Source organism: Arthrobacter sp. K41 (assembly GCF_059089645.1).
Map to the genome: position 1 here is coordinate 724,201 of NZ_JBNHEW010000001.1, position 16,002 is coordinate 740,202.

At 65.1% G+C, this 16,002-nt stretch carries 13 protein-coding genes; 1 reads left to right on the plus strand and 12 read right to left on the minus strand.

The window, feature by feature from the left end:
- Positions 1 to 124: 124 nt before the first annotated feature.
- Genes AC5RTE_RS03465 through AC5RTE_RS03480 form a run of 4 tightly spaced genes read right to left on the minus strand, consistent with a single transcriptional unit; the run spans position 125 to position 4,044 of the window.
- On the minus strand, positions 125 to 862 hold the full coding sequence (locus AC5RTE_RS03465) for an HAD family hydrolase (RefSeq protein ID WP_494039981.1): 738 nt from the start codon (positions 860 to 862) through the stop codon (positions 125 to 127).
- Complete coding sequence (gene gltX, locus AC5RTE_RS03470; RefSeq protein WP_494039982.1) at positions 862 to 2,376, minus strand: glutamate--tRNA ligase; 1,515 nt, start codon at positions 2,374 to 2,376, stop codon at positions 862 to 864. Before gltX ends, AC5RTE_RS03465 begins: the two co-directional genes overlap by 1 nt.
- 49 nt (positions 2,377 to 2,425) lie before the next feature.
- On the minus strand, positions 2,426 to 3,202 hold the full coding sequence (locus tag AC5RTE_RS03475) for a fumarylacetoacetate hydrolase family protein (RefSeq protein WP_494039983.1): 777 nt from the start codon (positions 3,200 to 3,202) through the stop codon (positions 2,426 to 2,428).
- A 5-nt stretch (positions 3,203 to 3,207) separates the two neighbouring features.
- A complete protein-coding gene (locus AC5RTE_RS03480; RefSeq protein WP_494039984.1) occupies positions 3,208 to 4,044 on the minus strand; it encodes an MBL fold metallo-hydrolase in 837 nt (278 codons plus the stop codon).
- Positions 4,045 to 4,169: 125 nt separating this feature from the next.
- Here AC5RTE_RS03480 and AC5RTE_RS03485 point away from each other — a divergent pair, with 125 nt between their 5' ends.
- Positions 4,170 to 4,763, plus strand: a complete 594-nt coding sequence (locus AC5RTE_RS03485; RefSeq protein WP_494039985.1) for a hypothetical protein — start codon at positions 4,170 to 4,172, stop codon at positions 4,761 to 4,763.
- A gap of 90 nt (positions 4,764 to 4,853) precedes the next feature.
- On the opposite strand, the gene AC5RTE_RS03490 is transcribed toward AC5RTE_RS03485, so the two are convergent.
- From AC5RTE_RS03490 to ilvN, 8 genes are all read right to left on the minus strand, one after another.
- Positions 4,854 to 5,966 (minus strand): branched-chain amino acid aminotransferase, encoded by a 1,113-nt coding sequence (locus AC5RTE_RS03490; RefSeq protein WP_494039986.1) that lies wholly within the window; start codon positions 5,964 to 5,966, stop codon positions 4,854 to 4,856.
- A gap of 103 nt (positions 5,967 to 6,069) precedes the next feature.
- Entirely contained in the window at positions 6,070 to 7,122 is a 1,053-nt protein-coding gene (locus AC5RTE_RS03495) for a 3-isopropylmalate dehydrogenase (protein ID WP_494039987.1), read from the minus strand.
- Between the two features lie 175 nt (positions 7,123 to 7,297).
- On the minus strand, positions 7,298 to 8,857 hold the full coding sequence (gene metG, locus AC5RTE_RS03500) for a methionine--tRNA ligase (RefSeq protein WP_494039988.1): 1,560 nt from the start codon (positions 8,855 to 8,857) through the stop codon (positions 7,298 to 7,300).
- A 33-nt stretch (positions 8,858 to 8,890) separates the two neighbouring features.
- A complete protein-coding gene (locus tag AC5RTE_RS03505) occupies positions 8,891 to 9,646 on the minus strand; it encodes an ABC transporter ATP-binding protein (protein ID WP_494039989.1) in 756 nt (251 codons plus the stop codon).
- The gene (locus tag AC5RTE_RS03510) at positions 9,643 to 12,441 is read right to left on the minus strand and encodes an FtsX-like permease family protein (protein ID WP_494039990.1); all 2,799 of its coding nucleotides are present in this window, start codon (positions 12,439 to 12,441) and stop codon (positions 9,643 to 9,645) included. Before AC5RTE_RS03510 ends, AC5RTE_RS03505 begins: the two co-directional genes overlap by 4 nt.
- 215 nt (positions 12,442 to 12,656) lie before the next feature.
- Positions 12,657 to 14,246: a phosphoglycerate dehydrogenase gene (gene serA, locus AC5RTE_RS03515; RefSeq protein WP_494039991.1), complete on the minus strand. Its 1,590-nt coding sequence runs from the start codon at positions 14,244 to 14,246 to the stop codon at positions 12,657 to 12,659.
- Between the two features lie 127 nt (positions 14,247 to 14,373).
- The gene (ilvC, locus tag AC5RTE_RS03520) at positions 14,374 to 15,399 is read right to left on the minus strand and encodes a ketol-acid reductoisomerase (RefSeq protein ID WP_494039992.1); all 1,026 of its coding nucleotides are present in this window, start codon (positions 15,397 to 15,399) and stop codon (positions 14,374 to 14,376) included.
- Between the two features lie 90 nt (positions 15,400 to 15,489).
- On the minus strand, positions 15,490 to 16,002 hold the full coding sequence (ilvN, locus tag AC5RTE_RS03525) for an acetolactate synthase small subunit (protein WP_079597732.1): 513 nt from the start codon (positions 16,000 to 16,002) through the stop codon (positions 15,490 to 15,492).

Consider the following 16,002-nt stretch of genomic DNA (forward strand, 5'->3'; position numbering starts at 1 on the left):
GTGCGCCTCAGCACGAGAAATTACTTTACCCGAGACTTCCGGCTCGCACAAATCGGGCATTCCGGCCCCTGCCGCCGAAAGGTGAGCGGGCCGCCGGAGTGGCGGCGGCCCGCACAAGGCGCCGCTACGCGACTAACCCTTCAAGGGAAGAGACCGAGTTGCCCTCGAACCCCGCCGCGGGCTCCCCCGCCCGGTTGAGCCAGACACCGACAAGGCCTGCCGCCGTCGAGCCCTCCGCGTCGAGGAGGCGGTTGTCTCCTACGTACAGGGTGTCGGCGGCGTTGGTGCCCAGGAGCCGGACGCCCTCAAGGTAAATGGCTGGATCGGGTTTAGCCACGCCGAGGGTGTCCGTTCCCACCAGGCGCCGGACCCGCCCGAGTCCTGCGCCGTCCAGTTTGGCCCGCTGGTAGTCATGGACGTTGTTGCTGACGGCCCCGTAAGGGATGCCGGCCGTGTCCAGGAGGTCCAGGAGCGGCATCACGTCAGGGAAAGGCTTTACGTAGGCCGGCTGTTTTTCGATGTAGGCGCTGAGCCACTGGTGCGATTGCTCGCCCTCTCCAAGCTCAACGCCGAAGTGGCCCAATGCCGCCCGGCCGCGCAACAGCCGCTGTTCGTTAAACGTCAGTTCGCCGGCGAGGTAGCGGTCGTAGTAGTGCGTGGTCTCGTGCGTGAAGATGCGCCCGAACCGCTCCCAGCCGGCCTGGTCAAGCCCCGGCAGGAGGTGTTCGCTGACCTCCCGCAGAGCCGTGGTCATCGAGTATTCGAGGTCGACCAGGGTGTCATCGATATCGAAGAGCACGCCCCGGACGGTACCGAAGGGCGTGGCCAGCACTGCGCCGCCTGCCCGGCTGGGAGCTTCCATCAGCCGCGGAACGCCTGCAGCCGGCGGAGGGAGGACTCCTTGCCCAGGATCACCATGGACTCGAACAGCGGTGGCGAGATCCGCCGTCCGGAGACTGCGGTGCGCACAGGTCCGAACGCCAGGCGGGGTTTGATGCCGAGGTCCTCAACAAGTGCCTGCTTCAGCGCGGTCTGGATGTTGTCCGCGGTCCACTCCTCCACCGGTTCGAGCGCCGCGATGGCTGCATCGAGTACTTCGGGCAAGTTTTCCGGAAGTCCTTTGCGGGCGTCGGCGGCGACGTCGATGGCGTCGTCGGCCTTGAAGAGGAACGCCAGCATCTCCGGCGCCTCCCCCAGCAGGGTGATGCGTTCCTGGACCAGCGGTGCGGCTTCGGTGAGGATCTCCTCTTCCCGGTCCGTCAGAATCTCCCCCACCAGGCCGGCTGCGCGGAGGTAGGGAACCAGGCGCTCCCGGAACACTTCCGGGGAAAGCATGCGGACGTGCGTCCCATTGATCGCCTCGGCCTTTTTCAGGTCGAAGCGGGCGGGGTTGCCCAGCACGTCATGGATGTCGAAGTGCTCCACCAGCTGTTCCACCGTGAAAATGTCCTCGTCCGCGCTGAGCGACCAGCCCAGCAGTGACAGGTAGTTCAGCAGGCCCTCGGGGATGAAGCCCCGCTCCCGGTGCAGGAACAGGCTGGATTCGGGGTCGCGCTTGGAGAGCTTTTTGTTGCCCTGTCCCATGACATACGGCAGGTGGCCGAACTCCGGCATGTACTTTGCCACTCCGACCGCATGCAAAGCCCGGTAGAGGGCAATCTGGCGGGGAGTCGAACTGAGCAGGTCCTCGCCGCGGAGGATATGGGTGATGCCCATCAGGGCGTCGTCAACCGGGTTTACCAGCGTGTACAGGGGCGCTCCGTTGGCGCGGACCACCGCGAAGTCCGGGACGGATCCCGCACGGAAGGTGATTTCACCGCGGACCAGGTCGTTGAACGTGATGTCCTCGTCCGGCATCCGTAGGCGAAGGACGGCTTCGCGGCCTTCGGCCTTGAACTGCGCGAGCTGCTCCTCCGTCAGGTGGCGGTCAAAGCCGTCGTAGCCGAGCTTCGGGTCGCGGCCCGCCGCACGGTGCCGCGCCTCGATCTCATCCGGGGTGGAGTAGGACTCGTAGACAAAGCCGCCCTCCCGGAGCCGGCCAATGACGTCCTGGTAGATATCGCTCCGCTGCGACTGCCGGTAGGGCTCATGCGGCCCACCGACCTCCACGCCCTCGTCCCAGTCGATGCCCAGCCACTTCAGCGCGTCCAGCAGCTGGTGGTAGCTTTCCTCGCTGTCGCGCGCAGAATCCGTGTCCTCGATCCTGAACACCATGGTGCCCTTGGTGTGCCGGGCATAGGCCCAGTTGAACAGGGCCGTGCGGATCAGTCCGACGTGGGGCGTGCCCGTGGGCGAGGGGCAAAAACGGACCCGGACGGGAGTGTCCGCGGTGACGGGCGGGATGGAGGCAGCATTCGGTGCAGCAGCAGTAGTCATAGTGGCTTCAACTTTACCGTCTGCCGCCAGGGGTCACGGCGGAGAAAAGTCAGCGGCGGACTATGGGGTTGGACAAGCGGCCGATGCCCTCGATCTCCACCTCGATGCGGTCACCCGCGCTCACCAGGCCCACGCCGGCCGGCGTACCGGTCATGATGACGTCGCCCGGCAGCAGGGTGAACGCCTGGGAGACCAAAGACACAAGTTCCCGTACGCCCCTGATCATCTGGCTGGTGCTGCCGTCCTGCCGCAGCTCTCCGTTCAGCCGGGACTGGATCTGTACATCGTCCGGATCAAGTTCGGTCTCAATCCACGGGCCAAGGGGCGCCGAGGTGTCAAAGCCCTTGGCGCGGGTCCACTGCAGGTCGCTCTTCTGGACGTCCCGCGCCGTGAGGTCGTTGCCGCAGGTGTAACCAAAGATGACATCGTCCACGCGTTCCTCCGGCACGTCCTTGCAAATCCGGCCGATCACCACGCACAGTTCAGCTTCGAAGGACACTTCTTCAGAGAACTCCGGCAGCACGACGGGATCGTTGGGGCCAATGACGGCGGTGTTGGGCTTCAGGAACAGGAGCGGCTGGGCAGGAACCTCGTTGCCAAGTTCGTGCGCGTGCTCCACGAAGTTGCGGCCGACGCCAACCACCTTGCTGCGGGGAATGATCGGGGCAAGCAGCCGGACGTCTTCGAGCTTGTGGCGGACAGAGGTGCGCTCCACCCCGTTGAAGAAAGGGTCTCCGTGAATGACGGTGATCTCCTCGCTGCCCGTTTCACCTTCCACCACGCCGTACAGGGGATCAGAATCGACAACAAACCTAGCAATACGCATGGCTCCTACCCTACCGTCCCGCCAAGGCTGCCTGGGTCCTGGCCGCCGCCGGCCCGCTCCGCCCGCAGGTAGTGAAGCTGTGCCGCAACCGACGCAGCGGCAGCGCGCCGCACGGAAGGGTCGACGCCGGCGTAGACAACATCCGTGACGTCACCGGCCGATGCGTCCGGGCCCAGTTGGTCCAGTGCCGTCCGGACCTGCGCCAGCCGTTCCAGGCGATGGATGCGGTAGACCCGCACGACGGTGGCCAGGGACGGCAGCACCGGACCGTGGGCCGGCAGGACGGTGGCCGGCCCCAGCAATTCCAGCCTGTCCAGGGAGGCCAGGTAATCACCGATGGTCCCGTCCGGGTAGTCGATCATGGTGGTGCCGCGGCCGAGGATGGTGTCCCCCGTCAGTACGGAACCGTTTGGGCCGTCGGCGGGAAGGTGGAAGCACACCGAATCGGATGTGTGTCCGGGTGTCGCCGTTACCATGACGTCCATGCCTGCCATCCGGATCGCCTCACCGTCCTGCAGGGGGTTTCCGGCGCCGAGGCAGTGGGCGGGATCTGCGGCACGGACAGGAGCGCCGGTCAGCTGATGCAGGCGCGCGGAACCTGCAGTGTGGTCGGCGTGCCGGTGGGTGATGAGGATCAGTTCAACAGGGCCGGTACCGGCAAGCGCCCAGAGGTGCTCCTCATCCAGCGGGCCGGGGTCCACTACTACGGCGCCGGGACTGCCGGCCGCACGCAGCACGTAGGAGTTGGTTCCCTCCAGGCTCATGGGGCCCGGGTTGGGTGCAAGGATGAACTGCGTCAGGGCCGAGCTGCGCTGTAGGACGGGGCCGGAAGCTGAAGTCACCACCCCATCCTTCCACCGGCACGCGCCGGTTGCCCTTCCGCGCGGTGGAATAGAACTGCCGGCGAACCGGGTTTAGCTCCAGTGAAGACCACCTGATGTCCACAAGGAAGCCGGAACCAGACACCATGAGCACCACCACGCTTGCAGATCTCCTCGCCGAAGCTGACGCCGCCGGCCACGACCACGCGGCAACCGAGAAGAACAGCGGACTCCAGCACATCCACAACCACGCTACGGGCAGCATCGTGTGGTTTCCCACGTGGAAGAAGTTCCGCGAGACCAGCGATTGGCGCGAGGAAGTCGACGCCTACGCCAAAGACCTTGCGTCAGGTTCAGGGGCGGTGGAAGAAGTGGCCGCCCGTTCCGTCGCCGGGGAATTGGATGCTCTCCTGAAACGCGCCGCGGCAGCGAGTGACGCGAATAACTTTGTCCAGGACAACCTGGCCAGGCACCTGACCCGGACCTGGGCTGTCGCCGACGCCGTCGCGGAAGTAACGGGCAAGGCCCTGCCCACGGGAAGCACTGCGCCGTCCATATTCGCCGATTACCCCTATGACGTCTACGCCCAGGACGGCGGAGCTTTCGCCACCGCTTTGTGGAATGACATCATCGACGCCCGCCGCAACCGGGCACTGGCCGAAGAAGCAGAGCGGAAGGCCCTCAAGCCTGTGTCCCGGAAGGCCTTGAAAAACGCCGCCCGGAAGGCCGCGCGCCGCTGATTTCTTCCGCGGGACCAGAGCAGCACAGTGCAAAGGTGCCTGCCGGGCAGAAGCCCGGCAGGCACCGTCGTGCGTTCTCGAAAGGGTGGCCTACGCGAGGCGCGTGAGCCAGCCGTGCGTGTCGGGAACCGTTCCGGTCTGGATGCCCAGCAGTTTTTCGCGGATGGCCATGGTGGTCTCGCCCGCTTTTGCATCCTCGGAGCCGATGAACTCGGTGGCGTCCTTGAGGACCCCGATCGGGGTGATGACGGCGGCGGTGCCACAGGCAAAGACCTCCGCGATATCGCCTGAGGCAACACCCGCCCGCCACTCGTCCAGCGTGATCTTGCGCTCGGCGACGTCACGGCCCATGTCCTTGGCCACCTGAATAACCGACATCCGGGTGATGCCTTCGAGGATGGTCCCGGTCAGCGCCGGCGTCACCAGTGAGCCGTCCTTCATGACGAAGAAGACGTTCATGCCGCCAAGTTCTTCGACCGCGTTGTCGTTGAACTGGTCCAGAAAGAGGACCTGCTTGCAGCCGTTGGCTTCGGCTTCCTGCTGGGCGATGAGCGAAGCGGCGTAGTTGCCCCCGCATTTTGCATCACCGGTTCCGCCGCGGCCCGCGCGGGCGTACTCCCGGGAGATCCAGATGGAAACGGGTTTCAGTTCGCCGCCGAAGTAGTTGCCGGCCGGCGAGGCGATGACCCGGAAGGAAACCTCCCGCGCAGCCCGCACGCCCAGGAAGGCTTCGGTGGCGATCATGAACGGCCGCAGGTAGAGGGCTTCGCCGTCGCCGCTGGGCACCCATTCCTTATCGGCTGAGACGAGCTCGCGGATGGCGCCGAGGAAGTACTCTGCCGGCAGTTCGGGCAGCGCAAGCCGGCGGGCGGACTTATTCAGGCGGGCAGCGTTGGCCTCGGGACGGAAGGACCAGATGGAGCCGTCGGCGTGGCGGTAGGCCTTCAGCCCTTCAAAGATTTCCTGGCCGTAGTGCAGCACCGCAGCTGACGGGTCAAGGGAAATGGGGCCGTACGCCTCCACGCGGGCATTGTGCCAGCCGCCGTTGCCGTTCTCGTCCACGACGTAGTCAACGATGGCGGTGTGGTCGGTGAAGTGGTTGCCGAATCCCGGGTTGGCCAGGATTGCTGCACGCTCTTCAGCAGACTTCGGGTTGGCCGAGGGCTGCTGGCTGAATTCGACGCCATGGGCGGTCTGAGTCATGGTTCCTCCACGATCGGCCGCCTGGCATTTCAGCGTTGAAAGGCAAGGCGGCATTTGGTGATTCGAGACAAGCTTACGCCCGATGCCGGAAGCCCTGGCGCGGTCAGAGACCGGCGGCGATGGCGTCGCCGACGGCACTGGTGGTGCGGGCACCGCCGTCGCGCTTCTCGACGTCGGCAACCACCGCAGCCTCGATCCTGCGGGCCGCGCGGGTGTAGCCAAGGTGGTCCAGCAGGAGCGCCGCAGACAGGATGGCCGCGGTGGGGTCGGCCTTGCCCTGGCCGGCGATGTCCGGAGCTGACCCGTGGACGGGTTCAAACATGGACGGTGCGGTGCGGTCCATGTTGATGTTCCCGGAAGCTGCCAGGCCGATGCCGCCGGTGACGGCTGCGGCGAGGTCCGTCAGGATGTCGCCGAAGAGGTTGTCGGTGACGATCACGTCAAAGCGGGAAGGGTCGGTGACCATAAAGATCGTCGCGGCATCCACGTGCAGGTAGTCGTGCGTAACCTCCGGGAACTCCTGTGCCACGGCCTCCACCGTGCGCTTCCAGAGGTGGCCTGCGTAGACCAGGACGTTGTGCTTGTGGACCAGGGTGACGTGCTTCCGCTCCCTGGCACTGGCGCGGCGGAAGGCGTCGCGGACAACGCGTTCAACACCGTGGGCGGTGTTCAGCGAGACTTCCGTGGCCACCTCATGGGGGGTTCCTGCACGGAGCGTGCCGCCGTTGCCGACGTAGGGGCCTTCGGTGCCTTCGCGGACCACGATGAAGTCAATGACGCCGGGGTTGGCCAGTGGGCTGCCGACAGTGCCGTAAAGCCGGGACGGCCGCAGGTTGACGTAGTGGTCCAGGCTGAAGCGGAGCTTGAGCAGCATCTCGCGCTCGATGATGCCGGAGGGGATCCGGGTATCGCCGGGGGCAGCTCCAACGGCACCGAACAGGATCGCATCCCTGGTGCGCAGATCGGCCAGGACATGGTCCGGCAGGGTTTCGCCGGTTGCCAGCCAGTGCTCTGCGCCGAGCTTGTAGTGGGTCTGCTTGAGCTCGACGCCCTCCGACGCGGCAGCCTTCTCCAACACCTTAAGTGCTTCTGCAATGACCTCCGGGCCAATGCCGTCGCCGGGAATAATTGCCAGATCGATGGAGGATGCGCTCATGCTTTCAGCGTAGCCAAGACATCCATATGCTGGTCAAGCTGTCTCATTATTCGAAACGCTGAGGCGACGCTCTCTCACTTACTGCAGGAAAACAGCGGACGCTCTCTCACCGGCGATTCAGGGGTGACAGGGCGTCCGCGGAAAACCCGGATTAAGTGAGAGAGCGTCCCGGCCCCTACGCTCCCGCGGGTTCCTCGTACTTGGGGAACACCGGCGAAGGTGCCGGCAGGTCCGTCCCCGCTTTGATCGGCGTGCCGATGGCGGAGAACTGGCGGGCCTCCCCTTCCGGCTGGCCGAGGCTGGCAAGGAGCGCCGCTGTAGCGGCGGGCATGACCGGCTGCGCAAGGATGGCCACGATCCGCAGGACTTCCAGCGTCACGTACAGCACGGTGTTCATTCGTTCGACGTCGGTTTTCCGCAGCACCCACGGCGCCTGCTCGGCGAAGTAGGCGTTGGTGTCGCCCAGGACGGCCCACACCGCTTCGAGGGCACGGCTGAATTCCTGCTTCTCGAACGCTGCCCGCGAAACGTCAAGGAGGCCACCGGCCTGCGCCAGGATGGCGTCGTCCTCAGCGGTGAACGCGCCCGGGACAGGCACCTTGCCCCCGCAGTTCTTGGCCACCATGGACAGTGAGCGCTGTGCAAGGTTGCCAAAGTTGTTTGCGAGGTCAGCGTTCATGCGGCCGACGATTGCGTCGTGGTTGTAGCTGCCGTCCGCGCCGAAGGGCACTTCCCGCAGGAAGAAGAAACGTACCTGGTCAAGGCCGTACTGCTCCACGAAGTCTGCCGGGGCCACCACGTTCCCCAGCGACTTGGACATTTTGACGCCGTTGTTGTGGAGGAATCCGTGGATCATGACCCGCTTGGGCAGGGCGAGGCCTGCGCTCATCAGGAAGGCGGGCCAGTAGATGGCGTGGAACCGGGAAATGTCCTTGCCAATAACGTGGACATTTGCCGGCCAGTACCTACGGAACTTTTCTGAATCGACGTCGGGGTAGCCCACGCCGGTGAGGTAGTTGGTCAGGGCGTCCACCCATACGTACATGACGTGTTTGTCGTTGCCCGGGACCGGTACGCCCCAGTCGAAGGTGGTGCGGCTGATGGAAAGGTCCTCCAGGCCGCGCTTGACGAAGCTGATGACCTCATTGAACCGGTACTGCGGGGCACCGAACCCGGGCTGGGCCTCGTAGAGGGCCAGCAGCTTGTCCTGGTAGGCGGAAAGCCGGAAGAAGTAGCTCTCCTCGGCCGTCCAGGTCACCTCGGTGTCCGTCTCCTTCGAGTAGCGCACGCCGTCGTCCTTGACCACGGTGTCGTCCTCGACGTAGAAGGCCTCGTCGCGTACGGAGTACCAGCCCTCGTATTTGGAGAGGTAGATGTCCCCGTTGGCTTCCATCTTTTTCCAGATGGCCTGCGAGGCAGCGTAGTGGTCCTCGTCCGTGGTGCGGATGAAACGGTCGTACGAGATGTCCAGGGCCGCATGTGCCGCCTTGAAGACCTCCACGTTCCGGTCCACCAGCTGCTTGGGCGTGATGCCTTCCTTTTCGGCGGTTTGGGCGATCTTCATCCCGTGCTCGTCGGTGCCGGTCAGGAACATCACGTCATACCCGTCAAGCCGCTTGAAACGCGCCATGGCGTCCGTGGCGATGTACTCGTAGGCGTGGCCGATATGGGGCACCCCGTTGGGGTAGGTGATGGCCGTAGTGATGTAGAACGGCGTTTTCTGTGAAGCAGTCACGGGTGGACGTTACCTTCGGTGCGGAGGGACAGGCTAGATCAGTTCGGTCAGGGAGTCGCTGAGCCGGACGAGTTCGTGGTCGTGCGAAGCCACCAGGACTGCTATGCCGTCCGAGGTGGTGTCCTTCAGGATGCTGATGATGCGGTTTGCCGAGGCACGGTCCAGGCTCGCCGTAGGTTCATCCACCACCAGGACCCGGGTGCCCAGGATCAGGGCACGGGCGATCGCAACGCGCTGGCGTTCGCCGCCGGACAGCTGGGCCGGCCGGTGCCGCATACGGCGGCCCAGGCCCACGAGGTCCAGCAGGTCCTTTGCCATGTCGCGGCGCTGTTCCACTTCCCCGTCCGGCACAGCCGGCAGGAGCACGTTCTCCAGTGCGCTCATTCCGTCAATGAGCGCACCGCCCTGGTCCACGTACCCGATGAGTGCACGACGGCGGTCGGCAATTTCGTCGTCTCCCATGCTCTCAAGGGAATCACCCTCCCAGAAGACACGACCCGACGTCGGCAGGGTCAGGCCCGCGCCGACCGTCAGAATGCTGGTCTTTCCGGAGCCGCTTCGGCCGGCGACGCAGTGCATCTCACCCGCGTGCAGCGTGAGGTCGAAGCCTTCCACCACGCTGACTGCCTCGGCCCCGCCCTTGCCGCCGCCGTAGCGGATGGTGATGTCGCTCAGTTCCAGCGGGGTTTCGTGGTCAGCTTCTTTGACGATGGTGTTGGCACGCGTCTGCAGGGGGACGTCGCCGGAGCCGCTCCTGCGGCTCCGCTGGACATTGGTCTGGTTTGTCATTGGACCACTTTCGTTGCAATCGGTATCCAGCAAAGTACAGCCACGAGGCCGGCTACGCCTGCCCACAGCGCGGCATAGGGGGCCAGCAGCAGGCCAATGCCGAGGGCGCCCAGCACGCCCAGGGGCAATGCCACGCTTCCCACCAGCGCGTTCTCGAAAAGCCGGACCTGGCGGAGCATGTCCGGGTTCCACCCCATGGCTTCGAGGATGCCCAGGTACTGCCGCTTGGCGTGAAGCTCAAAGCGCCCGGTCACCAGGGTCAGGACGAGTCCCACCACCACGCCTGCGAGGGCAAGGAGGATGCTCGGCAGCGCCACGCTGGCAGCAGCGAGCCCGCTCAGTGCACTGGCGCCGGCAGCGCGGGGGATGTCGATCAGCAGGGCGATCAGTCCGCCCACGGCGGCACCGAAGACTCCGACGGCAACGGCCAGGGCAAGGGTGTTGAACTTGTTGGTGCCCAGCTGGCGGTTCGCGAAGGTCAGCGGTGAGTCCACCGGAATAAGGCGCTCGTCGTGCTGCGGTTCTTGGTCGATGACGTCGCGGTGGCGCAGCTGCCGGGCTGCGAAGAATGCAGCACCGGCGTACAGGACCAGGACGGCAACGCACACGAGGGCTGTTGTGAGGCTCCAGCTGACCAGGCTCAAGACGAGGCCTGCCACGGCAAGCAGCACCGCACCCACACCGAACTCCTCCAGCACCCAGCTGCGGATGCGGCGCTGGGTCCAGCCCATGGCGCGCAGTGTTCCCGCTTCGTTCCGGCGCTTGCGGATGTAGCTCACGGTGGAGGCACCGGTGAGGAGGGCAGCCCCGCACAGCGTCAGGAAGAGCAGCGTGATGTTTGTTCCGGAAAGCGAACCTGTCACGGCGTCTGCCGCGTTCTGCCTGACCCATGACTGCTGCACGGTGCCCAGGTCGGATTCCTTGCCGGCGTCGTCCTTTGAGTAGCCGGGAACGAAGATGCCGGTTTCCTCGCGGGCGGACCCGGCAACGATGGTGGCCTCCAGTCCCATCCCGCGGATCTCGGTGGCCAGCTTTTCAACGTCCGGCTGGGCTTCCTTCCAGCTGCCGGGTGCATCGGCGCGGACGCGGACGGCGTCGATGACTGCTGCGTTTTCCTTGTAGCCGCGCGCAGCGGCGAGCCCGTAGTAGTCGGTGATGGCACCGGCGGACTGGCTGGCCAGCCCGGTGGCGCTCAGGGACGGCTTGAGCCCGGCAGCGGCGACGTCCTTGCCCTCGGCGTCCTTGACCAGGGTGAAGGGAGCGGGGTCGTAGCCACCCAACGGAAGCTTGTTGACGTCACCGGCGGCCGCTGCCACTGCGGAAGGATCGAAGGTTCCGTAAACCATGGCGAGCGGGGCTGCCGCCTTCTGCTCCCCCGTCTCCAGGTTCTCCCGGTAAGAGCGTTCGTCCACCGGCTCGCGCTGGGTCTGGTCCACCGGGGTGCCGTTGGCGCTCTTTTCGGGCAGCCGGTTGACAGTGACCCACTCGCCCGGGACTGCGTTCTTGTCGACGGCGCCATTTGCTGCGGTGCCGCCGTCAGTGTACTTAGGGGCGGCCGCGAAGTCGGTGCTCCACTTCGCGGGAGTGTAGAGCCCCTGGTTGAAGTTGCCGGTGGCGCCAAGAACGGAGGAGTGGTCTGTGGAGCCGGGCCAGGCGAGAACGAAGGGGTCTTTCGAAACAAACGGCAGGTAGTCCTGGTCCAGTGACTGCGAGACAGTTCCGACGTCCTGGACCACCTTGCCCGCGTCGTCGATTTCCTCAATCTTGACGTTGTACTTCAGGTCCAGGGACGTGCCCGAACGCACAATGAGGGGAATGGCCTGGGAATCGGCGGTCAGCTGGCCGGTGCGCTTGGCCTGCTGGTACTGCGTCATCAGGGGCGCCCAGTACTTGAGCTTCACACCCAGGAAGTCCGGGCCTTCTTCCAACTCGTCCAGGCCAATGCCGTTGGTGAAGAGTCCTTCGAAGTAGCGGCCGATGGCTCCAGCATCACGTGCGTCGGCGGGCGGGGCCTTTTCCAGCGGGGCGAGGAAGTCGCCGGCGGAACCAAGGAGGGCCCGCTCGGCAGCGGGATCGACGGCAACGACGGATTCGGTGACCTCCGGGGCCAGGGGCAGCGACACGGATACGTTGAACAGGTTGTGTTCGGATCCGCCGGCCGGGGCAGGGAACTTGACGCCCGTTTCGCCTTCGGGAGCGGCAATGCGGATGCTGCTCCCCCCGGCGGCCCGTTCCTCGACGAGTTTCGCTTTGCCAAGCGTCCCTTCGGCAGTGGACTTGAACAGCGTCTGTTCCGAAACACCGTCGGAACTGACGGCACTGGCAGTCAGGCGGTACTTCTTCGCCTTATCGCTGAGGACAGACTCGGCCGCAGGCCAATCGGCCGGCGCGGTGGCGCCGGCAGCCTGGTCGGCCGTCGCGGTGCCGGCAAGCCCGGCGTTGTAGCCCAGGTAGTCCATGGCTTCCAGCCGCGGCGCCTCGAGGTTCTGCGTCACCCGCGACACGAGGCTGATAGGCGCTGCCACCGAGGTCCCGGACAGCTTCCGGATGGCTTCAAGTTGTTCGAAGCTGATGCCGCCGGTGCCGTTGGCGATTTCCGGCTGCAGCAGCGCACCCGTCGGCGCCTTTGCCTGGACCAGGATGTCGTAGAGCCCCCGCGAATTTTCATCCACCGTCCGGCTGAGCGCGGCTTGTGACTGGCTTTGGACGAGGACCGACAAGCACATGGCTGCGATCAAGATGGCCGCGGTCAACAGCAGCACTCTGCTTCTGATGAACCTCTGGACGGCGTTCATGGAACTCCCTGAGACCTGGATTGCGTGCGCACATTCGAGACCGCGCCGGGCGGACGCGGATAATTACGGACGGATGTGCAAAAGGTATTGGCCGGCCTGCCGGCATGGTCCTGAACCAGGACCCAGCCATTGTAAGCAGACCGGCCAATCATACGTGGCCCCGCCGGGACGCGCCGAGCGGAGGGTGGCAGTGCGGCGTTTCGCCGGGCGCGGGCTTAGTCCTCCAGGTCCACTTCCCGGACCATTTCAGCGCCGATGCCGGCCTTGATGGCGTCCAGAACCTGCTGCGGTACGGAGCTGTCGATGGTCAGCAGCGCGAGCACCTGCCCGCCCTGGTCGTGGCGGGCCACCTGCATGCCGGCGATGTTGATGTTGTTCATGCCCAGGATGTGGCCGATGGTGCCGATCACGCCGGGACGGTCGGTGTAAGCGACCACCACAAGGTGCTCGCTGATCGGAATTTCCACCTCGAAGCCGTTAATGCCTACCAGCTTCTCGATCTGCTTGGGTCCGGTCAGGGTGCCGGCCACGGAGATCTGGCTGCCGTCGCTGAGCGCGCCGCGCAGGGTCAGGACATTGCGGTAGGACTCCGTCTCCGGTGAGGTCATCAGGCGGACGTTGATACCGCGCTGCTCAGCGATGACCGGGGCGTTGACGTAGGAGACCTGCTCTGTCACCACATCGGCGAAGACGCCCTTGAGGGCCGCCAGCTCCAGGACCTTGACGTCCAGGGAAGAGATCTCGCCGGCAACCTCCACGTCCAGCTGGGTCAGCGAATCGTGGGTCAGGGCGGTGAAGATTCGGCCCAGCTTCTCAATCAGCGGGATGCCGGGGCGGACGTCGGGGGCAATGACGCCGCCGGCAACGTTGACCGCGTCCGGCACCAGTTCCCCGGCCAGGGCGAGGCGGACGGACTTGGCCACCGAAACGCCCGCCTTTTCCTGGGCTTCATCGGTGGACGCGCCCAGGTGCGGGGTGACCACCACGTTGTCCAGCTTGAAGAACGGCAGGTCGGTGCTGGGCTCCTTGGCGAAAACATCCACACCGGCGCCGCCGATTTCGCCGTCCTGCAGGGCCGTGAACAGTGCCTCTTCATCCACGAGTCCGCCGCGGGCGACGTTGACCACGTAGGCGGTTTTCTTCATCTTCCTGAACGCGTCCGCGCCGAGCATGCCCACGGTTTCGGGGGTCTTGGGCATGTGGATGGTGATGAAGTCGGACTGGGCCAGGAGCTCGTCGAGGCTCACCAGCTGCACACCCAGCTGGGCTGCGCGGGCGGAGGTGATGTAGGGGTCGTAGGCCAGGATCTTGGTGTCGAACCCCTTCAGGCGGGCCGCGACGAGGGCACCGATCCGGCCCAGGCCGATGATGCCGATCTTCTTTTCGAACAGCTCTGTGCCCGTGTACTTGGAGCGCTTCCACTCGCCGTCCTTCAGCGCTGCACTGGCCTGCGGGATGTGGCGGGCCAGGCTGAGGATGTGCCCCACGGTGAGTTCTGCAGCGGAAACGATGTTGGACGTAGGGGCGTTGACCACCATCACGCCGGCCTGGGTGGCGGCCTTGATGTCCACGTTGTCCAGGCCCACGCCTGCGCGGGCGATGACCTTGAGGTTCTTTGCGGCCGCGATGGCTTCGGCGTCGACCTGCGTGGCCGAGCGGACCAGGATCGCGTCAACGTCGCTGATGGCAGAGAGCAGCTGGGAGCGGTCCGCGCCGTCGGTCTGGCGGATCTCGAAGTCCGGGCCGAGGGCCTCGACAGTGGCGGGGGAAAGTTCTTCGGCGAGCAGTACTACGGGTTTTGACACGTCTGGTCCTCTGCGTTGCAGTCCTGGGGATGGGAACAAGTCTAGGCCGACGGAAAGGCCGGGCTCACATTGTTAAGTGTGAACCCGGCCTCACAGCTGCCTCTATAGGGGCGCCTCGGTTGCGGCCTTAGCGGGCGGCGGAACCTTCAACGTAGTCAACGTCCTGCTGCTGCCAGGAGAACAGGGAACGCAGCTCGCGGCCGACAGCCTCGATGGGGTGCTGCTCGGCCTTGGCACGCAGTTCCTTGAACTCCACGCCGCCGTTGTCCTGGTCTTCGATGAAGCGCTTGGCGAAGGCACCGGACTGGATGTCGGCGAGGACGGCCTGCATGTTTTCCTTGACCGCGGGGGTGATGACGCGGGGGCCGGAAACGTAGTCGCCGTACTCGGCGGTGTCGGAAACGCTCCAGCGCTGCTTGGCGATGCCGCCTTCCCACATGAGGTCAACGATGAGCTTGAGCTCGTGGAGCACCTCGAAGTAGGCGATCTGGGGCTGGTAGCCGGCTTCGGTCAGGGTTTCGAAGCCGTACTGGACCAGCTGGGACACGCCGCCGCAAAGGACGGCCTGCTCGCCGAAGAGGTCCGTTTCGGTCTCTTCCGTGAAGGTGGTCTTGATGACGCCGGCGCGGGTGCCGCCGATTGCCTTGGCGTAGGACTTGGCCAGGTCCCAGGCAGAGCCGGAAGCATCCTGTTCAACGGCGATGATGTCGGGGATGCCGCGGCCTGCCTCGAACTCGCGGCGCACGGTGTGGCCGGGGGCCTTCGGGGCAACCAGGATGACGTCAACGCCCTCCGGTGCCTGGATGTAGCCGAAACGGATGTTGAAGCCGTGGGCGAAGGCAAGGGCCTTGCCGGGCTTCAGCTTGTCCTTGATGGAGTCGTTGTAGATTGAGCGCTGGTGCTGGTCCGGCGCAAGGATCATGATGACGTCGGCCCATTCGGCGGCGTCGGCGACGTTCTTGACGGTGAAGCCTGCGTCCTCGGCCTTGGCGGCGGACGTGGAGCCGTCCTTCAGCGCGATGACAACCTCGACGCCGGAATCACGCAGGTTCAGCGCGTGGGCGTGGCCCTGGGAGCCGTAGCCAACGATGGCAACCTTGCGGCCCTGGATGATCGACAGGTCGGCGTCGTCGTCGTAAAACATTTCAGTCACTTGCGTAACTCCTCTTGAGTGGATTTCCAGATAGGTGTGTGGTGGTGCGGTTACGGGCGGTGCGCCCTGCGGAGGGATCCTGGCGGAGTCCTACGCGGAACGCAGCGCCCTGTCACTCATGGAGCGGGATCCCCGTCCAACGGCCAGGGTGCCGGACTGCACAATTTCGCGGATGCCGAAGGGCTCAAGCACTGAGAGCAGTGCGGTGAGCTTTTCGGGGTGGCCTGTTGCTTCAATGACGACCGAATCGGTGGAAACGTCGACTACTGAGGCGCGGAACAGGTCTGCAGCCTGGGTCACCTGCAGACGTGTTGCGGCATCCGCACGTACCTTGACCAGGATGTGGTCACGCTGTACGGAAGATTCGGGGGTCAGCTCAACGATTTTGATGACGTTGATCAGTTTGTTGAGCTGCTTGGTGACCTGTTCGATGAGGTCGCCGTCGGCGTCGACCACCACGGTCATCCGGGAGATGCCCGGAACCTCGGTGGGGCCAACGGCCAGGGAGTTGATGTTGAAGGCGCGGCGGGCGAAGAGGCTTGCGACGCGGGTCAGCACGCCGGGTTTGTCTTCAACCAGGACGGAAAGTGTGTGGCGGCTCAT